Raw genomic sequence first — 21924 nt, 5'->3', positions numbered from 1 at the left:
ATTACTCCTCCACTTTAACCATGTAGTTGACTTTGTTGATCATACCGCGCACGCACGGTGTGTCTTCAAGTTCAACAGTGTGGTTGATGCGACGTAGGCCCAAGCCACGCAGGGTCGCTTTGTGCTTCGGCAAGCGGCCGATAGCGCTACGAGTCTGAGTTACTTTAATTGTCTTAGCCATGTCGTATTACCCCAGAATTTCGTTGACAGGCATGCCACGTTTCGCAGCTACCATCTCTGGAGACTTCGTACCACCCAGACCATCAATCGTTGCACGAACGATGTTGATTGGGTTGGTCGAACCGTATGCTTTCGCCAGAACGTCTTGAACGCCTGCTACTTCAAGCACGGCACGCATCGCACCACCGGCGATGATACCTGTACCTTCTGATGCTGGCTGCATGTACACTTTTGAACCAGTGTGGCGGCCTTTAACAGCGTGGTGCAGAGTACCGTCTTTCAGCGCGATAGTAATCATGTTACGACGCGCCTTTTCCATTGATTTTTGGATCGCAGCAGGTACTTCACGGGCTTTACCGTAACCGAAACCTACGCGACCGTTACCATCACCTACCACAGTCAGGGCAGTGAAGGTAAAGATGCGACCACCTTTAACCGTTTTAGATACACGGTTTACAGCGATCAGCTTCTCATGCAAATCACTTTGTTGTTTATCGTTAGCCATCTTCCACCTACCTTAGAATTTCAGACCAGCTTCACGGGCAGCATCTGCCAGTGCAGCCACACGGCCGTGGTATTGGAAACCGGAACGGTCAAAAGCAACGGCTTCGATGCCTTTTTCCTTCGCTCGCTCAGCAATGATCTTACCCACGGCTGCAGCGGCGTCTTTGTTACCGGTGCTCTTCACTTGCCCACGGATCGCTTTTTCTACGGTAGAAGCGGCGGCGATAACTTCCGCGCCGTTACCAGCGATAACCTGTGCGTACACATGACGTGGAGTACGGTGTACCACCAGGCGAGTCGCACCCATTTCCGCGATCTTGCGTCGTGCTTTGGTCGCACGACGGATACGAGATGCTTTCTTATCCATAGTGTTACCTTACTTCTTCTTAGCTTCTTTGGTACGCACAGCTTCGTCAGAGTAACGAACGCCTTTGCCTTTGTAAGGCTCTGGCTTGCGGTATGCGCGGATATCGGCAGCCACCTGGCCAACTGCTTGTTTATCAGCACCGCTGATAACAATTTCAGTTTGGCTTGGACATTCTGCCTTAACACCCTCTGGCAGAGCGTGCTCAACCGGGTGAGAGAAACCAAGTGTCAGGTTAAGTTTATTACCTGCAACGTTTGCACGGTAACCAACACCTTTCAGGACCAGTTTCTTGGTAAAGCCTTCTGTAACACCAACAACCATGCTGTTGACCAGTGCACGCGCGGTACCAGCATGAGCCCATGCTTTAGCGTGTTCCACACTTGGTGCGAAGGTAATGGTGTTCTCTTCTTGGTTTACTGCCACCATATCGTGAAGCGTGCGGCTTAGTTCGCCTTTGCTTCCTTTTACAGTGATTTCCTGACCGTTAAGTTTCACCTCTACGCCGGCAGGAACTACGACAGGTGCTTTTGCAACACGAGACATTTCCTACTCCTTATTAAGCTACGTAGCAGATGATTTCACCGCCCAGACCCGCTTTGCGAGCTGCGCGATCGGTCATCAAACCTTTCGAAGTTGATACAACAGCAATACCAAGGCCACCCATCACTGAAGGCAACTCATCTTTCTTTTTGTAGATGCGCAGGCCTGGACGGCTAACACGTTGGATTTGCTCGATAACTGGTTTAGATTCGAAGTATTTCAACGTCACTTCCAGTTCAGGCTTCGCGTCGCTATTTACTGCGACGTCAGCCACGTAACCTTCTGCTTTTAGTAGCTCAGCAATTGCCACTTTTAGCTTTGACGAAGGCATTTTAACAGCAACTTTCTTTGCTGCCTGACCGTTGCGTAGGCGGGTCAGCATATCCGAGATCGGATCTTGCATGCTCATAAGTCTTTACTCCCGTGATTCAATTACCAGCTTGCCTTACGCAGACCCGGAATCTCGCCTTTCATGCAAGCTTCACGAACCTTGATTCGGCTTAGGCCGAATTTGCGTAGGTAGCCATGTGGACGACCAGTCTGGTTACAGCGGTTACGCTGACGAGACTTCGCAGAATCACGCGGTAGTGACTGAAGCTTCAGGACTGCGTCCCAACGCTCTTCGTCTGACGTGTTGACATTCTTAATGGTCGCACGCAGGTTGTCACGCTTTTCAGCATAACGGGCTGCGAGCTTCGCACGTTTTACGTCACGTGCTTTCATCGATTTTTTAGCCATAACAGTAACCCTTCACCTTACTTACGGAATGGGAAGTTAAAGGCAGCCAGCAGAGCTCGACCTTCCTCATCTGTACCTGCGGTGGTAGTGATAGTAATATCAAGACCACGGATACGATCGACTTTGTCGTAGTCAATCTCAGGGAAGATGATTTGCTCGCGAACGCCCATGCTGTAGTTACCGCGACCGTCGAACGCTTTCGGGTTCAGACCACGGAAGTCACGGATACGAGGAACTGCGATAGCGATCAAACGCTCAAAGAAGTCCCACATACGCTCGCCACGTAGGGTTACTTTACAACCAATTGGGTAGCCCTCACGGATCTTGAAGCCTGCGACTGATTTACGTGCTTTAGTGATCAGCGGCTTTTGACCCGAAATTGCGGTCATATCAGCAGCTGCGTTTTCAAGCAGTTTTTTGTCGTTCAGAGCTTCGCCCACACCCATGTTTAGGGTGATCTTTTCGATCCCTGGGACTTGCATGATGCTTTTGTAACCAAATTGCTTAGATAGCTCAGCTACAACTGTCTCTTTGTAGTAATCATGCAGTTTCGCCATTGTACTACTCCAGAATTACTTAATAGTTTCGCCATTCGACTTGAAGAAACGCACTTTTTTGCCGTCTTCAAATCGGAAGCCTACACGGTCACCTTTACCAGCCGCTGCGTTAAAGATAGCCACGTTTGAAACGTCAATAGCGGCTTCTTGTTCAACGATGCCACCTTGAGTGCCCAGAGCCGGAACCGGCTTCTGGTGTTTCTTCACGAGGTTAATACCTTCAACGATAACTTTACCGGTCGGTAGAACCTTAGATACTTTACCTTTCTTGCCTTTGTCTTTACCGGCAAGAACGATAACTTCGTCGTTACGACGGATTTTAGCTGCCATGAGATCGCTCCTTACAGAACTTCAGGCGCCAGAGACACAATTTTCATGAACTTCTCAGTACGAAGTTCGCGTGTCACAGGGCCAAAGATACGTGTGCCGACTAGTTGCTCGTTAGTGTTGTTCAACAACACGCAAGCATTGCGGTCGAAGCGAATGACAGAGCCGTCTGGACGACGTACGCCTTTACGGGTGCGAACTACCACCGCCTTAAGCACATCACCTTTTTTCACTTTACCGCGTGGGATTGAATCCTTAACGGTAACTTTGATGATGTCGCCAACGTGGGCGTAACGACGGTGAGAGCCACCCAGAACCTTAATACACATTACACTGCGAGCGCCGGAGTTGTCGGCTGCGTCCAGCATACTTTGCATTTGGATCATTGTTAGTGCTCCGCTGTTATTACATCTAGACCCATCTCGGGTCGGGCTGCCTTTTTACAAGGGCGGCGAATAATAACACTATTTTGACCAGATGGGTAGATAAAAAATAAACGGCCCCCCAAATGAGAGCCGTTTGACTTATTATTGTATGAAAAATCGCTTAGATGCGTGATTTTTCAACAACGCGAACCAATGTCCAAGACTTTTGCTTAGAGATTGGACGACACTCACGAACCTCGACAGTGTCACCTTGGTTACACTGGTTTGATTCATCGTGTACATGTAGCTTACTCGTGCGCTTGATGTACTTACCGTAGATTGGGTGTTTCACAAAACGCTCGATAGCAACGACGATAGTTTTATCGCCTTTGTCGCTGATAACGCGACCTTGCTGAGTGCGGATGTTCTCGCTCATTATGCGTTAGCCTTCTCAGTCAGTACGGTTTTTACACGTGCGATATCGCGACGAACAGCTTTAAGAGTGTGAGTTTGCTGAAGTTGGCCAGTAGCCGCTTGCATGCGCAGATTAAACTGCTCACGTAGCAGACCCATTAGCTCTTCGTTCAGCTGCTCAGCAGTCTTTTCACGTAGTTCTTGTGCTTTCATCACATCACCGCCTTAGTTACGAAAGTGGTTTTGATCGGTAGCTTACGTGAAGCTAATTCAAACGCTTCGCGAGCCAGTGATTCAGGAACACCATCCATTTCGTACAGGACCTTGCCTGGTTGGATTTGGGCAACCCAGTAATCTACTGAACCTTTACCCTTACCCATACGAACTTCCAACGGCTTACCAGTAATTGGTTTGTCAGGGAAGACACGAATCCAGATTTGGCCTTGACGTTTAATGTGACGAGTCATCGCACGACGAGCCGCCTCAATTTGACGCGCAGTGATACGACCGCGACCAACAGCTTTCAGGCCATAGGTACCGAAGCTTACGTCAGTACCGTGCGCCAGACCGCGGTTACGACCTTTAAAAGTCTTGCGGAACTTAGTACGTTTTGGTTGAAGCATCGATAGACTCCTTACTTACGGCCTTTACGCTGCTTCTTCGGCTTGTCAGCCTTTTGCTCAACTTCAGCCATTCCACCTAGGATCTCACCTTTGAAGATCCAGGTTTTAATGCCGATTACACCGTACTGGGTGTGAGCAGAAGAAGTTGCGTAATCAATGTCAGCACGAAGGGTGTGCAGTGGCACACGGCCTTCACGGTACCACTCGGTACGAGCGATTTCAGCGCCGCCAAGACGGCCGCTTACTTCTACTTTGATACCTTTGGCACCTAGGCGCATAGCGTTTTGTACCGCGCGCTTCATCGCACGACGGAACATAACACGGCGCTCTAGCTGTGATGCGATGCTGTCGCCAACAAGTTGCGCATCTAGCTCAGGCTTACGTACTTCAGCGATGTTGATTTGCGCTGGTACACCGGCTAGTTTTGCAACGTGAGCGCGCAGCTTCTCAACATCTTCACCTTTCTTACCGATAACCACACCAGGACGTGCAGTGTGAATAGTCACACGAACACTCTTAGCAGGACGCTCGATAACGATGCGAGAGACTGACGCTTTTTTCAGTTCATTGTTCAAGAACTGACGTACCTTAAAGTCGCCGTCTAGGTTGTCAGCGAAATCTTGGTTATTAGCAAACCAAGTGGAATTCCAAGGCTTAACAATGCCAAGACGAATACCATTAGGATGTACTTTTTGACCCATTGCTTTATCTCCTCGTCTCTTAGCGGTCTGCTACAACAACAGTGATGTGGCTAGAACGCTTCAAGATGCGATCGGCACGGCCTTTTGCACGAGGCATAATACGCTTCATGATTGGGCCTTCATCAACGAAGACTTTGGCGACGCTTAGATCGTCGATATCCGCACCTTCGTTATGCTCGGCGTTTGCAATAGCAGATTCCAACACTTTCTTAACCAGGTCAGCAGCTTTTTTGTTGCTGAAAGTCAGTAGTTCCAGTGCTTGTGCTACGTCTTTACCGCGCACTTGATCCGCAACCAAACGTGCTTTTTGAGGCGAGATACGAGCAAAGCGATGTTTAGCAATAGCTTCCATTTCTTACCCCTTAACGCTTCTTAGCTTTCTTATCAGCAGCATGGCCGCGATAAGTACGTGTTGGTGCAAACTCGCCCAGCTTGTGACCGATCATTTCTTCAGAAACGAAAACGGGTACGTGCTGACGACCATTATGGACAGCGATGGTCAATCCGATCATCTGTGGGATGATCATTGAACGACGGGACCAAGTCTTTAAAGGCTTCTTGTCACCGCTTTCCACCGCTTTCTCTACCTTCTTCAGCAAGTGCAGGTCAATAAAAGGACCTTTCTTGAGAGAACGTGGCATGGCTTATCCTCTGATAATAATTACTTGTTACGACGACGTACGATGTACTTGTCGGTACGTTTGTTCTTACGGGTCTTGAAGCCTTTAGTTGGCATACCCCAAGGTGATACTGGATGACGACCACCTGAGGTACGGCCTTCACCACCACCGTGTGGGTGGTCAATCGGGTTCATTGCAACACCACGTACGCTTGGACGTGCGCCTTTCCAGCGCGCGGCACCGGCTTTACCCAGTTCGCGTAGCATGTGCTCAGAGTTACCCACTTCACCAAGAGTCGCACGACCTTCAGCAAGAACCTTACGCATTTCACCGCTGCGCAGGCGGAGTGTGACGTACGCGCCGTCACGAGCTACGATTTGCGCATATGCACCCGCAGAACGAGCTAACTGACCACCTTTACCAGGCTTAAGCTCGATATTGTGGATAGTAGAACCCACTGGGATGTTACGCATTGGCAGGGTGTTACCTACCTTGATAGCTGAATCTGCACCAGATTGGATCTGATCACCGGCTTTTAGGCCTTTTGGTGCGATGATGTAACGACGTTCACCGTCCGTATACAGTACAAGCGCGATGTTTGCACTACGGTTCGGATCGTACTCGAGACGCTCAACTTTCGCTGGGATACCGTCTTTAGTACGTTTGAAGTCAATTACACGGTAATGATGCTTGTGACCACCACCGATGTGACGCACTGTGATTCGACCGTTGTTATTGCGACCACCAGACTTAGAGTTTTTCTCTAGCAGTGGTGCATATGGTTTACCTTTGTACAGATCATGGTTAACCACTTTAACAAGGTGACGACGACCCGGTGAAGTCGGCTTACATTTGATAATAGCCATTTGCTTTTACTCCTCCGTCTTACTCAGCGCCGCCAACGAAGTCGATGTCCTGACCTTCTTTCAAGGCAACATACGCTTTTTTCCAGTCGCTACGACGGCCTTCACGCATACCTTGACGTTTGGTCTTACCCTTCACAAGAAGAGTACGAACAGACTTCACTTCAACTTCGAACAGTTTTTCAACTGCCGCTTTGATCTCTTTTTTAGTTGCTTCTTTGGCGACTTTGAATACAACGGTGTTGTTGTTTTCAGCGGCCATCGTCGCTTTTTCAGAGATGTGCGGAGCACGCAGAACTTTTAGGATACGCTCTTCAGTGATCATGCCAGCATCTCCTCAACTTGTTTAACTGCATCAGCAGTCATCACGACTTTGTCGAAAGCGATCAAGCTAACTGGGTCGATGGTATCTGTATCGCGTACGTCAACCTTATAAAGGTTACGTGCCGCAAGGAACAGGTTCTCATCAACTTCGGCAGTGACGATCAGAGCATCGTTCAGCTCAAGCTCTTTCAGCTTAGCGACAAGCTCTTTAGTTTTTGGTGCTTCAACAGAGAAGTTATCAACAACGATCAAACGCTCTTGACGAACCAGCTCTGACAGGATGCTCTTAAGAGCACCACGGTACATCTTTTTGTTTACTTTCTGAGCGTGGTCCTGAGGACGTGCTGCGAAAGTGACACCACCGCTGCGCCAGATTGGGCTGCGGATTGTACCTGCACGGGCGCGACCAGTACCCTTCTGACGCCATGGCTTAGCACCGCCACCAGACACGTCTGAACGAGTTTTCTGAGCGCGAGTACCTTGACGGGCACCAGCTGCGTATGCAACGACTACCTGGTGAACCAGGGACTCGTTGAATTCACGCCCGAAGGTAGTTTCGGAAACAGTTAGCGCGTCGGCGCCTTTGACTACCAATTCCATTACTATCTCCTCGACGTTACGCTTTAACGGCTGGTTTAACGATCACGTTGCCACCTGTCGCACCTGGGACTGCACCTTTAATAAGGAGCAGATTGCGCTCAGCGTCAACACGTACGATCTCTAGGTTTTGAGTCGTTACACGCTCAGCACCCATGTGACCTGCCATTTTTTTGCCTTTGAATACGCGACCTGGGCTCTGACATTGTCCGATAGAACCAGGTGCACGGTGAGACAAAGAGTTACCGTGGCTCATGTCTTGAGTACGGAAGTTCCAACGCTTAACGCCGCCTTGGAAGCCCTTACCTTTTGACGTGCCAGTAACGTCTACTTTTTTGATTTCAGAGAAAAGATCGACGTTTAGCTCAGCGCCAACTTCGAACTCTTCACCATTTTCCAGACGGAATTCCCACAAACCGCGGCCTGCTTCAACACCTGCTTTCGCAAAGTGACCAGCTTGTGCCTTGTTAACACGGCTTGCTTTCTTCTCGCCTGTAGTGATTTGAATTGCGGCATAACCGTCAACGTCAGGCTTACGCACCTGCGCAACACGGTTAGCTTCAACTTCAACTACGGTTACCGGGATAGAAACGCCATCTTCGTTGAAGATACGAGTCATACCGACTTTACGACCGACTAGACCAATCATTATCTACTCCCCCTTAACCCAGGCTGATTTGAACATCAACGCCCGCAGCAAGGTCAAGACGCATCAGAGCGTCAACAGTTTTATCTGTTGGCTCAACGATGTCGATCAGACGTTTGTGAGTACGAATTTCGTACTGGTCACGTGCGTCTTTGTTTACGTGCGGAGAAATAAGAACGGTGAAGCGCTCTTTACGAGTAGGTAGAGGGATTGGTCCCTTAACCTGTGCGCCAGTGCGCTTAGCGGTTTCAACGATTTCCGCGGTAGACTGATCGATCAAACGATGATCGAACGCCTTAAGGCGGATACGGATACGTTGGTTCTGCATGAGACAGAGCTCCAAATTCTAAAATATTTACACAAACAATATCGCCATTCTACCTCATTAAGACGAGGGAATGCCGATTAATTTATGTGAAACCGTAGTGCCAAAATTAGGCACATTGTCAGCCATTATTCTATGACTGCGAACATAAGCGGAGTATACATTAAACGAACAGTTTACTGTTCCATTCCTCGATGCTCATTGGTTCACAACTGCGTCGGAAGTCGCAATGACTTAAGCAGTGCCGGGCATTATACCGATGCGCGATAGCTTTGCAAGCCTTGGTTAAAAAATAAGCCCAAACAAAAACGCACCCAACTGGGTGCGTTCATCTACCTCGAGACGTTGAGCGCCGTCTTAAGCTTTATCGCTGGCGTCTTCGATTATCTGTGCTTGGTTGTAGTTGGCGATACCCACTTTATCAATCAGACCCAACTGGGTTTCGAGCCAATCAATATGCTCTTCTTCATCATCGAGGATATACTGGAACAGATCGCGCGACACGAAATCGCGGATGCTTTCGGTGTAAGCAATCGCTTCTTTCAAGTCTTCGTGCGCTTGCATCTCTAGCGCCAAATCACACTCGAAAATTTCTTGTGTATCTTCACCAATGCGTAACTTGCCTAAATCTTGCAAATTGGGCGTCCCTTCTAAAAACAAGATACGCTCAATGAGCTTGTCCGCATGTTTCATCTCATCAATGGACTCTTCATATTCTTTGTCCGCGATGACTTTTAAGCCCCAGTCTTTAAGCATGCGCGCATGCAAAAAGTACTGATTAATCGCAATCAGTTCATTGCCGAGTACCGTGTTGAGAAACGCTATCGATTTTGGATCGCCTTTCATGGCAAAAGCCTCCTTATGGGTTCTACTTAACAAATGTAGAACCCATAAGGAGGCTGTCAAATATTGACTGCAGGTTAACTCGCTTTTTGTAGCGTGATCAGTTGGCTCTCGTCATATATTACCTCTTTGGCTTGACGGACACATTTACCACATTGCGAACCCAGAGGGGTCAGCTGGCGTAACTCACGGATACTGGTGACGCCTTGCTGACGCACCCAATGCTTAATGGTCTTATCCGACACGCTGTGGCAAATACAAACTAACATCTCTGTCATCTCAAAACATTAACTATAACGAGAATAGTTCGCATTGCTTTCAAGGTAAAGGTTTTTTATATAACGCTTGGTTATTGATGACTAACTCATTTATATCAAGTTGTCGCGAAAGAAAGCGCAAACAAAAAGGGAGCGCAAATGCGCTCCCTTTGATTGATAAGACAAGATGTCTATCAAATTAAGCGATGATGTTAGCAACAACACCCGCGCCTACAGTACGGCCACCTTCACGGATAGCGAAGCGTAGACCTTCGTCCATCGCGATAGGTGCGATCAGCTCAACAACCATCTTGATGTTGTCACCAGGCATTACCATCTCAACGCCTTCTGGCAGCTCGATAGTACCGGTTACGTCAGTTGTACGGAAGTAGAACTGTGGACGATAGCCTTTGAAGAACGGCGTATGACGGCCACCTTCGTCTTTGCCCAGTACGTATACTTCTGACTCGAATTTGGTGTGCGGAGTGATTGAACCAGGCTTCGCCAGTACTTGACCACGCTCTACTTCGTCACGCTTAGTACCACGCAGAAGAACACCAACGTTCTCACCCGCACGGCCTTCGTCTAGAAGCTTACGGAACATCTCAACACCAGTACACGTGGTCTTCGCGGTGTCTTTCATGCCCACGATTTCAACGTCGTCACCCACAGTGATGATGCCTTGCTCAACACGACCAGTGACTACAGTACCACGGCCTTGGATTGAGAATACGTCTTCGATTGGCAGGATGAACGGCTTGTCGATCGCACGCTCTGGCTCTGGGATGTAAGAATCCAGCGCTTCAGATAGCTCAACGATCTTCTGCTCCCACTGCTCTTCACCGTTCAGGGCACCTAGCGCTGAACCTTGGATTACTGGGCAGTCGTCACCTGGGAAGTCGTACTCTGAAAGTAGCTCACGTACTTCCATTTCAACCAGCTCAAGCAGCTCTTCGTCATCAACCATGTCACATTTGTTCATGAACACGATGATGTTTGGAATACCAACCTGACGGCCTAGTAGGATGTGCTCACGCGTCTGTGGCATTGGGCCATCAGTTGCAGCAACAACCAGGATACCACCGTCCATTTGCGCAGCACCGGTGATCATGTTTTTCACATAGTCAGCGTGTCCTGGGCAGTCAACGTGTGCGTAGTGACGGTTTGGCGTATCGTACTCAACGTGAGACGTTGCGATGGTGATACCACGATCACGCTCTTCTGGTGCGTTATCGATTGACGCGAAGTCACGAGCAGCACCGCCGTGTACTTTTGCAAGTACCGTACAGATAGCTGCGGTCAGCGTAGTTTTACCATGGTCAACGTGGCCGATAGTACCAACGTTAACGTGCGTTTTCGTACGTTCAAATTTTTCTTTAGACACGATCGTCTTCCTTCCTAGTTGTGAGTTAACGGGCTTGGCCTAGTAACTCAGAAGTCAGTGTTTGATGCCGACCATGATGTCGGCATCTGGACCAAAATAATTAGCTACGCTCTGCGATCAGGGCGTCAGCGATGTTCTTAGGCACTTCACCGTACTCGCTGAACTCCATCGAGTAAGATGCACGGCCTTGTGTTGCACTACGTAGGTCAGTAGCGTAACCGAACATTTCAGACAGTGGAACCTGGGCACGTACGATCTTCAGACCCGCTGGGCCTTCGTCCATACCACCGATCAGGCCACGACGACGGTTCAAGTCACCAACAACGTCACCCATCCACTCTTCTGGCGTGGTTACTTCAACCTTCATCATTGGCTCAAGCATAACAGGTTGCGCGTCGTGAGCACCTTTCTTGAATGCCATTGATGCGGCGATCTTAAACGCCATTTCGTTAGAGTCAACATCGTGGTAAGAACCATCGAACAAGGTTGCCTTAACGTCAAGTACCGGATAGCCAGCGAGTACACCGTTAGCCATCTGCTCTTCGATACCTTTAGCAACAGAGCTGATGTATTCACGTGGAACCACACCACCAACGATTTCGTCAACGAAGACAAAACCTTCGTTTGGCTCTGATGGTTCGATTTTCAGCCATACGTGACCGTACTGACCACGACCACCAGACTGCTTAACGAACTTACCTTCAACTTTGGTGCTACCACGGATGGTTTCGCGATAAGCGACCTGAGGCTTACCAACGTTACACTCAACGTTAAATTCGCGACGCATACGGTCAACGATGATGTCTAGGTGAAGCTCACCCATACCAGAAATCAGGGTCTGGCCAGACTCTTCGTCAGACTCAACACGGAAAGATGGATCTTCTGCCGCCAGTTTACCTAGCGCGATACCCATTTTCTCTTGGTCAGCTTTAGACTTAGGCTCAACCGCGATTTGGATAACTGGATCTGGGAATTCCATGCGCTCTAGGATTACTTTTGAATCCATTGCACATAGGGTGTCACCCGTGGTCACGTCTTTCAGACCAACCGCAGCAGCGATGTCACCGGCACGGATTTCTTTGATCTCTTCACGCTTGTTCGAGTGCATCTGTACGATACGGCCCAAACGCTCACGCTTTTGCTTCACTGAGTTATAGACAGTGTCGCCAGAGTTAACCACGCCTGAGTAAACACGCATAAAGGTCAACGTGCCCACGAATGGGTCGGTTGCAATCTTAAATGCCAGTGATGCAAACGGTTCTTTATCGTCTGCATGACGCTCGATTGGGTTACCGTCTTCGTCTTCACCTTTGATTGACTTAACGTCAATCGGTGAAGGCAAGTATTCGATAACCGCATCCAGTACTGCCTGAACGCCTTTGTTCTTAAACGCAGAACCACAGGTTGCCAGTACGATTTCGTTGTCAAGCGTACGCTGACGCAGCGCTGTCTTGATTTCTTCTTCAGACAACTCACCTTCTTCAAGGTACTTGTCCATCAGCTCTTCAGAGGCTTCCGCAGCAGACTCAACCAGGTAGTTGTGCCATTCTTCTGCTTGCTCTTTCAGATCGTCTGGAATTTCTTCATAGGTATAAGTCATACCCATGTCTTCTTCGTTCCAGTTGATCGCTTTCATTTTGATCAGGTCAATGACGCCCTTGAACTGGTCTTCTGCACCAATGTTCAAGTGAATTGGCACAGGATGTGCGCCAAGACGGTTTTTGATTTGATCAACCACGCGCAGGTAATCGGCACCCGCACGGTCCATCTTGTTCACGAATACCATACGCGGTACTTCGTATTTGTCAGCCTGACGCCATACGGTCTCAGACTGAGGCTCAACACCTGATGAACCACAGAATACAACTACCGCACCATCAAGCACACGCAAAGAACGCTCAACTTCGATAGTGAAGTCAACGTGTCCAGGGGTGTCGATGATGTTTACGCGGTGTTGTTTGAACTGCTGATCAGAACCGGCCCAGAAAGTCGTGGTCGCGGCTGAGGTGATGGTGATACCACGCTCCTGCTCTTGCGACATCCAGTCCATGGTAGCGGCGCCGTCGTGTACCTCACCGATTTTGTGTGACAGACCTGTGTAGAACAGGATCCGCTCGGTAGTCGTGGTTTTACCGGCGTCTACGTGAGCACAAATACCGATGTTACGGTAGCGCTCGATAGGGGTTTTACGAGCCACAATAGTATCCTCTTGCTAAGGTTAACCTTAGAAAATGGGTTTGGCGTGCCCCGAATGGGACACGCCATGAAGGCATTACCAGCGGTAATGTGCGAACGCTTTGTTCGCGTCTGCCATACGGTGAACGTCTTCACGTTTCTTAACAGCAGTACCTTTGTTTTCTGACGCGTCTAGCATCTCGCTTGCTAGGCGCTGAGCCATAGATTTTTCACCACGCTTACGAGCGGCTTCAACCAACCAACGCATAGCCAGTGCGTTACGACGTACAGGGCGTACTTCTACTGGCACTTGGTAAGTTGAACCACCTACACGGCGAGATTTAACCTCGACCGCTGGGCGTACGTTTTCAAGAGCTTGTTCGAATACAGCCAAGTGCTCTTTACCAGAACGCTCAGCCATGATGTCTAGTGCACCATAAACGATTTTTTCAGCGGTTGACTTCTTACCGTCAACCATCAGGATGTTTACAAATTTTGCCAGCAATTCTGATCCGAACTTAGGATCTGGAAGAATTTTACGCTGACCAATTACGCGACGACGTGGCATGGATTATCTCCGTTGTCTTCTTCAGGTTTTATCCAAAACTTTTCAGTTTTTTCAAAATTCAATTGTTTGAGTGTTTGGCCTTACTTAACGGAATCCATTAAGACTTAGGACGCTTCACACCGTACTTAGAACGACCTTGTTTACGGCCGTTAACGCCTGCACAGTCTAGTGCGCCACGAACAGTGTGGTAACGCACACCCGGCAAGTCTTTAACACGACCGCCGCGGATAAGCACAACACTGTGCTCTTGCAGGTTATGGCCTTCACCACCAATGTAAGAGGTGACTTCAAAGCCATTGGTCAAACGTACACGGCATACTTTACGCAGTGCAGAGTTTGGTTTCTTTGGAGTAGTGGTGTAAACACGAGTACATACACCACGTTTTTGTGGACACGCTTCCAACGCAGGCACGTTGCTTTTCGCAACTTGCTTCAAGCGTGGCTTGCGGACCAGCTGGTTAATAGTTGCCATTAAATAGCTCCTGATATTACTTAACGTATAAGTGTGAAAAATCTAGCCCCAATACAACAGGGACGCGAAATTTTAGGCGTCGGGGTATGGGGTGTCAAGATTTATACAGAGATCTTTGCATTGTTTGTTTTTCGAACAGCACGCGGGGGATTTTCACACGCGACAAAGACTAGCCGATTACCATGTCATTTGCGTGACATGTTCAGCACTCAAATCGACCAATTGATGCATATCAATCAGCTCAGCACGAGGGTGTAATGTATCGCCTAGCCCTCGTGCGTCCACATCATCTTTGAGCAAATAAACAGCATGAGTCCCGGTAAACAATCGGGTTGCCCACTCGCTCTCCGCCATCCCGGCGACGACGGCATCACTGATCAAGACAATCGCACTGTTTGACGGCGCGTAGTCTAAGCACTGTGCCAAGGCTTGACGGCTGTATGGTGAGTGTTTGACCAGGTGCAGCACGGCCTTCTCCTTAAAAATGTAAAATGCGATCGCAGCCTGACAGCTGCGTTTTGATTTGCTCGACGGATAACGCTTGAGTTGGCAGCACAGTCGAGGCTTGCTCAAGTCCTCGTGCGGTCAACGAGGCCTGACAGACATAAATCGCTTCGACATCACACAAAGGGAGCATTTTAAAACTGGCAATATAGTCGCGGCTCAAAATGTGGCTCGGCTTTTGCCCTTCAAGTAATTGAAAGACACCGTCGCCGATAAAAAACACCGCAAGGTTGTCACAAAAGGCGGACGCGGCAAGCAGCGCATCAAGCCCTTCTCGACCACTCGCGCGACCGTGAGGCGCCGAGGAAAAAACAAACCCTATTTGCATCACATCCCCCTTAAAACTGCATCACGCGGTCTGCGGTCAATAAAGCTTCCGCTAGCGCTCCGAGCCCCGCTTGTGAAAACCCCGCGGCCAAGGTGCTTTGCGCTAACTCATGTTGTGTCGCTTCCTGATCACTGATCACACCACGGCGCAGCGCCGCCGCCACGCACGTTTCCAGTTGCACCTGATGATCTCGCGCGAGGGTTTGCCATGCTGTCACCATATCAAACTCATCGTTGGCAGGCACCGTGGTCGCCATGCCGTTTAACACGCCGTCTTGATAAAAGAACACCTTACTGACCTGATGTCCTGCTTCAATCGCCGCACAGGCAAACTGATACGCGGTACGTGCCATCTGTGACCCATAAGCCGGCTCAGTCACCACTAACACATACTGCAAACTCATGACTCAGCCTCTTCGGTTTTACGTTGTCTGACGTAAAGGTACACCGTATGTTTAGAGATATTCAGCCGAGCCGCGACCCGATTAATGGCATCCTTGATATCAAAAATGCCTTTATCATAGAGCGCCATCACTATCTGGCGGTTTTTGGTATTGTTAGACACGCTTTTATCGGCGTTCACTTCTTCAACGGTACGCTCGACCGTTTGATCCACCAGCTCGTCAACATCACTGGCAAAGTTAACCGATGAGGCCGCTTGTTTAGCTTGGTCGTCGGGGATGAAGGCTTGCAGTACCTGAGAAAAAGGGGCATCTAAATTGATATTGATACATAACAGCCCAATGATGCGATTGTCTCCATTGCGAATGGCCACCGTGATTGATTTCATCAAGGTGCCACTTTTCGCACGCGTAAAGTAAGCGCGAGAAAAGTTGCGCTCGGACCCTTCGATATCACGTAGCATACGCAACGCTAAATCAGTGATGGGCGAGCCTACCTGACGCCCGGTGTTCTCGCCATTGGCAATTTTTATTGCAGACTTATTTAAATCATCTAATGCATGCAGCACGATTTCACAGTGCTCACCAATCAAGGCTGCTAGCCCATCAACCACAGCCGAATATGACTGCAATATAATGCTGTCTTGTTGGTTGAGTGGATTGGGCTCAATGAGCTCACTTTCCGTCATAATGTTCGCGCCAAAACCCTCTGTCGGTACCACGTACGCCTATCCTTATTCGACCATGTCTCTTTTTTGTTCTGCGCTCAGTTTAACAGAATTCACGCCGAAAAATGTAAAAAGCCCCGGCTAGGCCGGGGCGAATGCTATACGGCAAGACGGGGTGATTTAGCCTTCGCTGGCCGCTTCTTTGTTGCTATCGTCTTTAATTTCAAGTAATTCAACATCAAACACTAAGGTTGAGTTAGCCGGGATCGATGCGGTGTCTTGGTCGCCATAAGCCAACTCTGGCGGCACAACAAAGGTGAACTTAGATCCTACAGGCATCAGCTGCACCCCTTCAGTCCAACCTGGGATCACACGATTAAGCGGGAACGTCGCAGGTTCACCACGCTCGTACGAGCTATCAAATTGCGTACCGTCAGTCAGAGTACCTTTATAATGCACCACGACGGTGTCTTCAGCTGATGGCTTCTCGCCATCACCCATGCTATCGACTTTGTACAACAGCCCAGAGTCAGTTTCCTTTACGCCTTCTTTCTGTGCGAACTCAGTGCGGTATTTTTCACCGTCAGCGATGGCGGCTTCTGCCTTTTCTTTCGCTTGTTGCTGCGCAAGCTTGGTCACTCGCTGATCAAGCGATTGCAGTGCCGCTTGTGCTTGCTCATCAGTTAACTTTGACTCACCTTGAAAGACGTCTTGCACCCCTTGCAATACCACCTCTTTATCCAGCTCGAGACCAATCTCGGCCTGCTGCTCCAAATTGGCGTTGAGGTATTGTGCCAAAGAAGCGCCAATCGCGTAGGCTGCTTTGTCGTCTTCGTTCGCAAACGCTGCTTCGGCTTTTTCAGCCGCTTGGTTCGTTTGCTCTACTTTTGCGTCTTCTTGCTGACAGCCGACGGCAAAGGCAACGGTTGCCGCGAGTAGCGACATCTTCATTACTGATTTCATTGGGTACTCCGTTGATGGTAAGGATTAATCCTCGTATTGTATTTACTGACGCATCAACCATGCGAAAGCCTGTTTCTATCCATATACTCGTGGTTATATGGCTGCACACACTGGAACTCAAGTATGATGCCCAAAATCCGCCACATTGTTGGCATTTTTATTGTTTTAAGCACCCTGTTCGGCTGTTGGCAGTCTGGCAAAGAAGCCCAGCGCTGGTCAATCCACCCTGAGGGCGCCACCAGCTTTAGCCTGAGTCGAGACGGGCGGTTTGCCCTACTCGCCTCGGACGAGACCGATATTGTGCTGTGGGACCTTGTCACCAATCAGCAGTTGGCGGAGCTGGGGCCGCAAGACCCCAATGCGAACCCCGTCGTGGTCAGCCATATTTCCGATAATAAACGCTACGCTATCACCGCAACGGCACAAAACTTTGCCGTTTGGGACCTGGCTTGGAGCCAGTCTCAGGGACTTTGGTCCATTTCTGACGGCATCATTCGCGATGCTGCGATCAGCAACAATGGTGAAAAGCTGGTGCTTGCCATGTCTAACGGCAAAGCATTATTCATCGACTTAGGCACGGGGAGGCGCCTAGAGTTCCTCGCGCATCGCGATAAAGTCAATGCGGTCGCGATTTCCCCCAATGGTGCTTACGTCCTGTCAGGCGGTAATGACCATCATGCCTACTTTTGGGATACCGAGTCGGGACAAATTATCAACGACTTCGCCTATGATCAACGGGTTAAGCAAGTGGCCCTGCATCGTGACGGGCAATACGCGTTCGTCTCTGATGGCGGCAACCGCGCCGTGATTTGGGCCTTACCCAGTGGCGAGAAGGTGAGTGAGTTAGATATTTTCGCTCGCCAAGCCATTTACGCCAGTGCCCGTTTTTCCGATGATGGCCGTCAGTTGGCGACGGGCACGCCTTCACAGCGGGTCGAGTTATGGGACGTACAAAGCGGTGAAAACATCGGCCGCTGGCAAGCCTTGGCACAACCAGACACTCGCCCGCCGAGCGCAGTCGTGTATGATGTGGCTATCGACCCCACCGGGCGAGTGATTTCCGGGACATCCGCCGGTATCGCCCAAGCTTGGTTAACCGACGCGCAATAGCGAGAGAGCAGTATGAGCGAGATTGATAAGTTACAGCAGCAAATCGACGACCTGGAATATAAGGTCGCTTTTCAAGAAGACACCATCGAGCAGCTCAACAGCGCGTTAACCCAGCAGCAGGGGGATATTGAGCGTATGACAGTGCAAATTCAATACTTAGTCAGTAAGTTAAAAAACATAGAGCCGGAAAACATTGCCAGCCAAGCAGAAGAAACCCCGCCACCACACTACTGATACGAAAAAGGCGCCATTCGGCGCCTTTCATTCACCACAGACGGATACCGTCTTAGTGGTCGTGACCACAGCTTTCACCGTCTTGGTGAATATGACCGTGAGACACTTCCTCTTCTGTCGCTTCGCGAACGTCAACCACTTCCACAGAGAAAGACAGGGTTTGACCGGCTAGCATGTGGTTAGCGTCAACCACCACTTCTTCACCATCAACTTCAGTCACTTCAACTGGGATTTGGCCTTGGTCCGTTTCTGCCATAAAGCGCATGCCCACTTCTACTTGGTCTACGCCTTGGAATACGTTAGCAGGTACGCGTTGTACCATGGCTTCTTGGTAGTCACCATAAGCTTCGTCTGGGCCTACAGTCACGTCAAAGCTCTCACCTTTTTCGCGGCCTTCCAGCGCGTTCTCAAGACCTACAATCAGGTTACGATGACCGTGCAGGTATTGGAGAGGCTCTTGTGCTGTTGATTCGTCAACAAGTGCACCATCTTCATTTTTTACTTGGTAAGCCAGGCTGACTACCACATCTTTTGCAATTTTCATGCTCGCTCCGAGACCGGAAGGTAAATGGACTGCCGATGATAACGGATCCCCTACTCCGGTTTAAAGATCCCAATGACATTCTCTGCTGACTCGGCACCAGAGTGTGACTGTTGTGCCGAATCAGGCAACCGACTATCATGATAATCGCAGCTGACACATTCTACTTTGTCAATATTATTTTCGCGCCACACTCGTAACGTATCGAGCTGTTGGCACGCTGGGCAAGCAGCCCCAGCAATGAAACGTTTTTTCACTTCAACACCTTACTCATCTCGGTTCCAACTTTGGTGCCGCTCACTATCACCGCGCATTTCTCGGTCAAAAATTTCTTCTAACTCTTTGCGCGCTTCTTTCACCCGAGAGGCCGTCGCTAAATCTTCACTGTGTTGGGGTAACAAGTCTTGCAATACCCGCATATCCAACTTACGAAATAGAATTTCGGCTCGCTTGGCTTTGTACGGATGCATACCCAGTGACTCTAGCGTCTGTCTCCCGAGCTCAAGCGCCCCCAAAAAGGTTTCACGCGAGAATTGATCCACGCCCTGCGCCATCAATTGATAAGCCTCTACACGGCTCCTTGCCCGCGCCATTACTTTAAGGTTAGGGAAATGGCGCGCACAAAGATCAACAATTTCCATCACCTCATCAGGCGAATCAGTACAAATCACAATCGCTTCAGCGGTATGCGCCCCTGCCGCCCGTAATAAATCGAGCTGAGTTGCATCGCCATAATACACTTCATAGCCAAAGCGACGTAGCAGCTTAATTTGCGTCGGATCACGTTCTAATATGGTCACCCCAATTTTATTGGCGAACATCAACCGGCCCACCACCTGACCAAAGCGACCAAAACCGGCAATGATCACGCGCGCATCAGCTTGCTCAAACTGTCCTTGGGGTGGCGCGTCCTCTGGCTCGTTGAACGTGCGGGCAAACCAGCGTTGTTGAAGCGTCAGCATTAAAGGCGTGGTCATCATCGACAAGCTGACCACCACCAACAAAAACGCGTTTAACTCTTGGTCAAGCAAACCCTGGTTACGCGCCGCATTGAAAATGACAAACGCAAATTCTCCCCCTTGGCTGAGTAATACCGCCATTTGACTACGCGCTTTCGGTACGACCCCGAAGGCACGCGCTAAGCCATAAAGCAGCAAGGTCTTCACCAAAATTAACGCCGCAACCGCTCCCAGAATGGCCAGTGGATAGTCGAGCAATAAACCAAGGTCAACGGTCATTCCCACCGCAATAAAGAACAGCCCGAGCAACAAACCTTTAAAAGGCTCAATCGCGGTTTCTAATTCATGCCGGTATTCACTTTCAGCCAGCAGTACCCCAGCAAGAAAAGCACCTAGCGCCATTGATAACCCTAACGCTTGCATGGCGAGGGCAATCCCTATCACCAAGGCCAACGAGGTCACTGTAAATAGCTCGGTAACACCGCTCATAGCCACTAGACGAAACAGTGGGCGCAGCAAGAAATGACCGCCCACCAGCAAGATACCGATGCCAACAAACATCCATAATACGTCGAGCCAACTGCCAGCGCTGCCACCGGCAAGCGCAGGGATCATCGCGAGCATCGGGATCACCGCAATGTCTTGGAAGAGTAAGACCGCAAACCCCGCTTGCCCGGTTTCGCTGCGCATCAGGCGTTGATCTTCAATAATCTTCATCGCAATCGCGGTTGAAGAAAGCGCCAAGCCGACCCCAATCACCAACGCTTGCGAGAGTGTCAAGCCTACCAATGCGCAAATCACACCGATAAACAACGCTGTGACCACGACCTGACTGCCCCCAAGTCCGATAATCGGCCGTCGCATCTGGAGCAACTTTTTCGGGTTCAACTCCAAGCCAATCAGGAAAAGCAGCAGCACCACGCCGAACTCCGCAAAATGGAGAATCGCATCCACATCACGGACTAGGCCCAGCCCCCAGGGCCCGATCACTATGCCTGCCAGCAAATAGCCAAGGACAGAGCCCATGCCCAAGCGCTGCGCCAACGGAACCGCAATCACCGCCGCCAATAAAAAGACAAAAGCCACCGATAAGAGGTTGTTATCCATCCTCTCCTCCTTGTTGCACCAGCGGATCGGCGAGCCAATCGGCATAAATCTCGGCAAACGCCTCGCGATCGGCATCGCCAACGCGACGCGCCCAGTGCAAGACCAACGGTGGGATCCAATACATCCGACATAATGAGGCGGTCAATTCAAAGGGTTGCAAGAGCTCGGCCATCGAATATTTATTGTAACCTTGTTGGCTAAACGCTTCGGCCGCCCCCCCGGTGGTCACTACAAAGCGACAGGTTTTACCTGCCAACGCATCCCCACCTTGACCATGTGCAAACCCTTTCCCTAGCACCACATCTATCCACTCTTTTAACAGCGCCGGACAGGAATACATTTGCAGTGGATGCTGAAAGACTAATACATCGGCGTCAGTGACCAACGCGCGCTCATGATGGACGTCCACCACAAAATCAGGGTATGCAGCGTAAATATCGTGCACGGTGACATGGGCCAGCGGAGTAATGGCCTCAATTAAACGACGATTAGCAACAGATTCATCGGGGTCGGGGTGAGCAAAAATCACCAGTACCTTGGGAAGAGAGGGGCTTTCAGCCTTATCTCGGGGCATAGGCTTCCTTGTCTTATGATTATGGTCAGAACGCAATCTGTTCATTTATTCCGTGTTTTTAACTTTAACACACAAATATGCCCCGTCTGTGTCTGACCAGTAGGATGACACGGTAGAATTTGGCAATCCCTGTATCAAGCTGGTAT

The 21924-nt window shown here is 49.8% G+C and carries 37 protein-coding genes; 2 read left to right on the top strand and 35 right to left on the bottom strand.

The features are described from left to right. Position 1 precedes the first annotated feature (1 nt). The 31 genes from rpmD to fkpA form a co-directional block, all read right to left on the bottom strand. Positions 2 to 181 carry a 50S ribosomal protein L30 gene (rpmD, locus tag WN56_RS09730; RefSeq protein ID WP_046074804.1) on the bottom strand — a complete coding sequence of 60 codons (180 nt, stop codon included), beginning with the start codon at positions 179 to 181 and terminating at the stop codon, positions 2 to 4. 6 nt (positions 182 to 187) lie between these two features. Further along, the gene (gene rpsE / locus WN56_RS09725) at positions 188 to 685 is read right to left on the bottom strand and encodes a 30S ribosomal protein S5 (RefSeq protein WP_046074803.1); all 498 of its coding nucleotides are present in this window, start codon (positions 683 to 685) and stop codon (positions 188 to 190) included. A gap of 12 nt (positions 686 to 697) precedes the next feature. Further along, a complete protein-coding gene (rplR, locus tag WN56_RS09720) occupies positions 698 to 1051 on the bottom strand; it encodes a 50S ribosomal protein L18 (RefSeq protein ID WP_046074802.1) in 354 nt (117 codons plus the stop codon). A 9-nt stretch (positions 1052 to 1060) separates the two neighbouring features. Further along, entirely contained in the window at positions 1061 to 1594 is a 534-nt protein-coding gene (gene rplF, locus WN56_RS09715) for a 50S ribosomal protein L6 (RefSeq protein ID WP_046074801.1), read from the bottom strand. A gap of 13 nt (positions 1595 to 1607) precedes the next feature. Continuing rightward, positions 1608 to 2000, bottom strand: a complete 393-nt coding sequence (gene rpsH / locus WN56_RS09710) for a 30S ribosomal protein S8 (protein WP_046074800.1) — start codon at positions 1998 to 2000, stop codon at positions 1608 to 1610. 23 nt (positions 2001 to 2023) lie between these two features. Further along, complete coding sequence (gene rpsN / locus WN56_RS09705) at positions 2024 to 2329, bottom strand: 30S ribosomal protein S14 (protein ID WP_046074799.1); 306 nt, start codon at positions 2327 to 2329, stop codon at positions 2024 to 2026. 17 nt (positions 2330 to 2346) lie between these two features. Beyond that, positions 2347 to 2886: a 50S ribosomal protein L5 gene (rplE, locus tag WN56_RS09700; protein WP_021024475.1), complete on the bottom strand. Its 540-nt coding sequence runs from the start codon at positions 2884 to 2886 to the stop codon at positions 2347 to 2349. Positions 2887 to 2901: 15 nt separating this feature from the next. Beyond that, on the bottom strand, positions 2902 to 3216 hold the full coding sequence (gene rplX / locus WN56_RS09695) for a 50S ribosomal protein L24 (RefSeq protein WP_021024474.1): 315 nt from the start codon (positions 3214 to 3216) through the stop codon (positions 2902 to 2904). 11 nt (positions 3217 to 3227) lie between these two features. After that, positions 3228 to 3599 carry a 50S ribosomal protein L14 gene (gene rplN, locus WN56_RS09690; RefSeq protein WP_046074798.1) on the bottom strand — a complete coding sequence of 124 codons (372 nt, stop codon included), beginning with the start codon at positions 3597 to 3599 and terminating at the stop codon, positions 3228 to 3230. 160 nt (positions 3600 to 3759) lie between these two features. Continuing rightward, the gene (rpsQ, locus tag WN56_RS09685) at positions 3760 to 4014 is read right to left on the bottom strand and encodes a 30S ribosomal protein S17 (protein ID WP_046074797.1); all 255 of its coding nucleotides are present in this window, start codon (positions 4012 to 4014) and stop codon (positions 3760 to 3762) included. Continuing rightward, complete coding sequence (gene rpmC, locus WN56_RS09680) at positions 4014 to 4205, bottom strand: 50S ribosomal protein L29 (RefSeq protein ID WP_046074796.1); 192 nt, start codon at positions 4203 to 4205, stop codon at positions 4014 to 4016. The genes rpsQ and rpmC overlap by 1 nt, the downstream gene beginning before the upstream one ends. Then, positions 4205 to 4615, bottom strand: a complete 411-nt coding sequence (rplP, locus tag WN56_RS09675) for a 50S ribosomal protein L16 (RefSeq protein WP_021024470.1) — start codon at positions 4613 to 4615, stop codon at positions 4205 to 4207. The genes rpmC and rplP overlap by 1 nt, the downstream gene beginning before the upstream one ends. Positions 4616 to 4626: 11 nt before the next feature. Then, complete coding sequence (gene rpsC / locus WN56_RS09670) at positions 4627 to 5316, bottom strand: 30S ribosomal protein S3 (protein WP_046074795.1); 690 nt, start codon at positions 5314 to 5316, stop codon at positions 4627 to 4629. A gap of 19 nt (positions 5317 to 5335) precedes the next feature. Continuing rightward, complete coding sequence (rplV, locus tag WN56_RS09665) at positions 5336 to 5668, bottom strand: 50S ribosomal protein L22 (protein WP_046074794.1); 333 nt, start codon at positions 5666 to 5668, stop codon at positions 5336 to 5338. Positions 5669 to 5678: 10 nt separating this feature from the next. Further along, positions 5679 to 5957 (bottom strand): 30S ribosomal protein S19, encoded by a 279-nt coding sequence (gene rpsS, locus WN56_RS09660; protein ID WP_021024467.1) that lies wholly within the window; start codon positions 5955 to 5957, stop codon positions 5679 to 5681. 20 nt (positions 5958 to 5977) lie between these two features. After that, on the bottom strand, positions 5978 to 6802 hold the full coding sequence (gene rplB, locus WN56_RS09655) for a 50S ribosomal protein L2 (RefSeq protein ID WP_046074793.1): 825 nt from the start codon (positions 6800 to 6802) through the stop codon (positions 5978 to 5980). 19 nt (positions 6803 to 6821) lie between these two features. Beyond that, positions 6822 to 7124, bottom strand: a complete 303-nt coding sequence (gene rplW / locus WN56_RS09650) for a 50S ribosomal protein L23 (protein WP_021024465.1) — start codon at positions 7122 to 7124, stop codon at positions 6822 to 6824. Then, positions 7121 to 7723 (bottom strand): 50S ribosomal protein L4, encoded by a 603-nt coding sequence (rplD, locus tag WN56_RS09645; protein ID WP_046074792.1) that lies wholly within the window; start codon positions 7721 to 7723, stop codon positions 7121 to 7123. The genes rplW and rplD overlap by 4 nt, the downstream gene beginning before the upstream one ends. Positions 7724 to 7739: 16 nt before the next feature. Then, a complete protein-coding gene (gene rplC, locus WN56_RS09640; protein ID WP_046074791.1) occupies positions 7740 to 8369 on the bottom strand; it encodes a 50S ribosomal protein L3 in 630 nt (209 codons plus the stop codon). A gap of 13 nt (positions 8370 to 8382) precedes the next feature. Then, positions 8383 to 8694 (bottom strand): 30S ribosomal protein S10, encoded by a 312-nt coding sequence (rpsJ, locus tag WN56_RS09635; RefSeq protein ID WP_002541412.1) that lies wholly within the window; start codon positions 8692 to 8694, stop codon positions 8383 to 8385. A gap of 354 nt (positions 8695 to 9048) precedes the next feature. Further along, on the bottom strand, positions 9049 to 9537 hold the full coding sequence (gene bfr, locus WN56_RS09630) for a bacterioferritin (RefSeq protein ID WP_046074790.1): 489 nt from the start codon (positions 9535 to 9537) through the stop codon (positions 9049 to 9051). Between the two features lie 74 nt (positions 9538 to 9611). Continuing rightward, a complete protein-coding gene (gene bfd, locus WN56_RS09625) occupies positions 9612 to 9803 on the bottom strand; it encodes a bacterioferritin-associated ferredoxin (protein WP_046074828.1) in 192 nt (63 codons plus the stop codon). 187 nt (positions 9804 to 9990) lie between these two features. After that, a complete protein-coding gene (tuf, locus tag WN56_RS09620) occupies positions 9991 to 11175 on the bottom strand; it encodes an elongation factor Tu (RefSeq protein ID WP_046074789.1) in 1185 nt (394 codons plus the stop codon). Positions 11176 to 11275: 100 nt separating this feature from the next. Then, positions 11276 to 13372: an elongation factor G gene (gene fusA, locus WN56_RS09615; protein ID WP_046074788.1), complete on the bottom strand. Its 2097-nt coding sequence runs from the start codon at positions 13370 to 13372 to the stop codon at positions 11276 to 11278. 75 nt (positions 13373 to 13447) lie between these two features. After that, on the bottom strand, positions 13448 to 13918 hold the full coding sequence (rpsG, locus tag WN56_RS09610) for a 30S ribosomal protein S7 (RefSeq protein ID WP_025673237.1): 471 nt from the start codon (positions 13916 to 13918) through the stop codon (positions 13448 to 13450). Between the two features lie 97 nt (positions 13919 to 14015). Beyond that, positions 14016 to 14390, bottom strand: coding sequence for a 30S ribosomal protein S12 (gene rpsL, locus WN56_RS09605; protein WP_025673238.1), 375 nt, complete (start codon positions 14388 to 14390; stop codon positions 14016 to 14018). A gap of 177 nt (positions 14391 to 14567) precedes the next feature. Next, positions 14568 to 14858, bottom strand: a complete 291-nt coding sequence (gene tusB / locus WN56_RS09600) for a sulfurtransferase complex subunit TusB (RefSeq protein ID WP_046074787.1) — start codon at positions 14856 to 14858, stop codon at positions 14568 to 14570. Between the two features lie 10 nt (positions 14859 to 14868). Next, positions 14869 to 15225: a sulfurtransferase complex subunit TusC gene (tusC, locus tag WN56_RS09595; protein WP_046074786.1), complete on the bottom strand. Its 357-nt coding sequence runs from the start codon at positions 15223 to 15225 to the stop codon at positions 14869 to 14871. Between the two features lie 7 nt (positions 15226 to 15232). Then, complete coding sequence (tusD, locus tag WN56_RS09590) at positions 15233 to 15625, bottom strand: sulfurtransferase complex subunit TusD (RefSeq protein WP_046074785.1); 393 nt, start codon at positions 15623 to 15625, stop codon at positions 15233 to 15235. Next, positions 15622 to 16311: a transcriptional regulator gene (locus WN56_RS09585; protein WP_152795982.1), complete on the bottom strand. Its 690-nt coding sequence runs from the start codon at positions 16309 to 16311 to the stop codon at positions 15622 to 15624. The genes tusD and WN56_RS09585 overlap by 4 nt, the downstream gene beginning before the upstream one ends. A gap of 159 nt (positions 16312 to 16470) precedes the next feature. After that, positions 16471 to 17253, bottom strand: coding sequence for an FKBP-type peptidyl-prolyl cis-trans isomerase (gene fkpA / locus WN56_RS09580; protein WP_046074783.1), 783 nt, complete (start codon positions 17251 to 17253; stop codon positions 16471 to 16473). Between the two features lie 126 nt (positions 17254 to 17379). Between fkpA and WN56_RS09575 the strand changes: the two genes are divergently transcribed. Then, positions 17380 to 18363 carry a WD40 repeat domain-containing protein gene (locus tag WN56_RS09575; RefSeq protein WP_046074827.1) on the top strand — a complete coding sequence of 328 codons (984 nt, stop codon included), beginning with the start codon at positions 17380 to 17382 and terminating at the stop codon, positions 18361 to 18363. Positions 18364 to 18375: 12 nt separating this feature from the next. After that, positions 18376 to 18597, top strand: a complete 222-nt coding sequence (locus WN56_RS09570; protein WP_046074782.1) for a SlyX family protein — start codon at positions 18376 to 18378, stop codon at positions 18595 to 18597. A 52-nt stretch (positions 18598 to 18649) separates the two neighbouring features. On the opposite strand, the gene slyD is transcribed toward WN56_RS09570, so the two are convergent. Genes slyD through kefG form a run of 4 tightly spaced genes read right to left on the bottom strand, consistent with a single transcriptional unit; the run spans position 18650 to position 21778 of the window. After that, entirely contained in the window at positions 18650 to 19141 is a 492-nt protein-coding gene (gene slyD / locus WN56_RS09565; RefSeq protein WP_046074781.1) for a peptidylprolyl isomerase, read from the bottom strand. 50 nt (positions 19142 to 19191) lie between these two features. Further along, positions 19192 to 19395 carry a YheV family putative zinc ribbon protein gene (locus WN56_RS09560; RefSeq protein WP_046074780.1) on the bottom strand — a complete coding sequence of 68 codons (204 nt, stop codon included), beginning with the start codon at positions 19393 to 19395 and terminating at the stop codon, positions 19192 to 19194. Positions 19396 to 19404: 9 nt separating this feature from the next. Then, on the bottom strand, positions 19405 to 21204 hold the full coding sequence (kefB, locus tag WN56_RS09555; RefSeq protein ID WP_046074779.1) for a glutathione-regulated potassium-efflux system protein KefB: 1800 nt from the start codon (positions 21202 to 21204) through the stop codon (positions 19405 to 19407). Next, the gene (kefG, locus tag WN56_RS09550; protein WP_046074778.1) at positions 21197 to 21778 is read right to left on the bottom strand and encodes a glutathione-regulated potassium-efflux system ancillary protein KefG; all 582 of its coding nucleotides are present in this window, start codon (positions 21776 to 21778) and stop codon (positions 21197 to 21199) included. Before kefG ends, kefB begins: the two co-directional genes overlap by 8 nt. Positions 21779 to 21924: the final 146 nt, after the last annotated feature.

Origin of the sequence: Salinivibrio sp. KP-1, from assembly GCF_000968645.1 — a bacterium.
GTDB classification, from domain to species: domain Bacteria; phylum Pseudomonadota; class Gammaproteobacteria; order Enterobacterales; family Vibrionaceae; genus Salinivibrio; species Salinivibrio siamensis.
The sequence above is the reverse complement of the archived record's forward strand: the minus strand, read 5'-3'. Positions and strand labels throughout refer to the sequence as shown.

Bases quoted from the DNA above. Each gene is read 5' to 3' on its own strand.
- rpsJ (WP_002541412.1), bottom strand. From the start codon at position 8,694: ATGCAGAACCAACGTATCCGTATCCGCCTTAAGGCGTTCGATCATCGT.
- rplN (WP_046074798.1), bottom strand. From the start codon at position 3,599: ATGATCCAAATGCAAAGTATGCTGGACGCAGCCGACAACTCCGGCGCT.
- rplP (WP_021024470.1), bottom strand. From the start codon at position 4,615: ATGCTTCAACCAAAACGTACTAAGTTCCGCAAGACTTTTAAAGGTCGT.
- rpsL (WP_025673238.1), bottom strand. From the start codon at position 14,390: ATGGCAACTATTAACCAGCTGGTCCGCAAGCCACGCTTGAAGCAAGTT.
- kefG (WP_046074778.1), bottom strand. From the start codon at position 21,778: ATGCCCCGAGATAAGGCTGAAAGCCCCTCTCTTCCCAAGGTACTGGTG.
- rpsS (WP_021024467.1), bottom strand. From the start codon at position 5,957: ATGCCACGTTCTCTCAAGAAAGGTCCTTTTATTGACCTGCACTTGCTG.
- bfd (WP_046074828.1), bottom strand. From the start codon at position 9,803: ATGTTAGTTTGTATTTGCCACAGCGTGTCGGATAAGACCATTAAGCAT.
- rplX (WP_021024474.1), bottom strand. From the start codon at position 3,216: ATGGCAGCTAAAATCCGTCGTAACGACGAAGTTATCGTTCTTGCCGGT.
- rpmC (WP_046074796.1), bottom strand. From the start codon at position 4,205: ATGAAAGCACAAGAACTACGTGAAAAGACTGCTGAGCAGCTGAACGAA.
- rplB (WP_046074793.1), bottom strand. From the start codon at position 6,802: ATGGCTATTATCAAATGTAAGCCGACTTCACCGGGTCGTCGTCACCTT.
- kefB (WP_046074779.1), bottom strand. From the start codon at position 21,204: ATGGATAACAACCTCTTATCGGTGGCTTTTGTCTTTTTATTGGCGGCG.
- rpsN (WP_046074799.1), bottom strand. From the start codon at position 2,329: ATGGCTAAAAAATCGATGAAAGCACGTGACGTAAAACGTGCGAAGCTC.
- slyD (WP_046074781.1), bottom strand. From the start codon at position 19,141: ATGAAAATTGCAAAAGATGTGGTAGTCAGCCTGGCTTACCAAGTAAAA.
- rplF (WP_046074801.1), bottom strand. From the start codon at position 1,594: ATGTCTCGTGTTGCAAAAGCACCTGTCGTAGTTCCTGCCGGCGTAGAG.
- bfr (WP_046074790.1), bottom strand. From the start codon at position 9,537: ATGAAAGGCGATCCAAAATCGATAGCGTTTCTCAACACGGTACTCGGC.
- rpmD (WP_046074804.1), bottom strand. From the start codon at position 181: ATGGCTAAGACAATTAAAGTAACTCAGACTCGTAGCGCTATCGGCCGC.
- WN56_RS09575 (WP_046074827.1), top strand. From the start codon at position 17,380: ATGCCCAAAATCCGCCACATTGTTGGCATTTTTATTGTTTTAAGCACC.
- tusD (WP_046074785.1), bottom strand. From the start codon at position 15,625: ATGAGTTTGCAGTATGTGTTAGTGGTGACTGAGCCGGCTTATGGGTCA.
- rpsQ (WP_046074797.1), bottom strand. From the start codon at position 4,014: ATGAGCGAGAACATCCGCACTCAGCAAGGTCGCGTTATCAGCGACAAA.
- rpsH (WP_046074800.1), bottom strand. From the start codon at position 2,000: ATGAGCATGCAAGATCCGATCTCGGATATGCTGACCCGCCTACGCAAC.
- rplC (WP_046074791.1), bottom strand. From the start codon at position 8,369: ATGATTGGTCTAGTCGGTCGTAAAGTCGGTATGACTCGTATCTTCAAC.
- rpsE (WP_046074803.1), bottom strand. From the start codon at position 685: ATGGCTAACGATAAACAACAAAGTGATTTGCATGAGAAGCTGATCGCT.
- rplR (WP_046074802.1), bottom strand. From the start codon at position 1,051: ATGGATAAGAAAGCATCTCGTATCCGTCGTGCGACCAAAGCACGACGC.
- rplW (WP_021024465.1), bottom strand. From the start codon at position 7,124: ATGATCACTGAAGAGCGTATCCTAAAAGTTCTGCGTGCTCCGCACATC.
- WN56_RS09585 (WP_152795982.1), bottom strand. From the start codon at position 16,311: ATGACGGAAAGTGAGCTCATTGAGCCCAATCCACTCAACCAACAAGAC.
- fkpA (WP_046074783.1), bottom strand. From the start codon at position 17,253: ATGAAATCAGTAATGAAGATGTCGCTACTCGCGGCAACCGTTGCCTTT.
- rplD (WP_046074792.1), bottom strand. From the start codon at position 7,723: ATGGAATTGGTAGTCAAAGGCGCCGACGCGCTAACTGTTTCCGAAACT.
- WN56_RS09570 (WP_046074782.1), top strand. From the start codon at position 18,376: ATGAGCGAGATTGATAAGTTACAGCAGCAAATCGACGACCTGGAATAT.
- rpsC (WP_046074795.1), bottom strand. From the start codon at position 5,316: ATGGGTCAAAAAGTACATCCTAATGGTATTCGTCTTGGCATTGTTAAG.
- rplV (WP_046074794.1), bottom strand. From the start codon at position 5,668: ATGGAAGCTATTGCTAAACATCGCTTTGCTCGTATCTCGCCTCAAAAA.
- rplE (WP_021024475.1), bottom strand. From the start codon at position 2,886: ATGGCGAAACTGCATGATTACTACAAAGAGACAGTTGTAGCTGAGCTA.
- rpsG (WP_025673237.1), bottom strand. From the start codon at position 13,918: ATGCCACGTCGTCGCGTAATTGGTCAGCGTAAAATTCTTCCAGATCCT.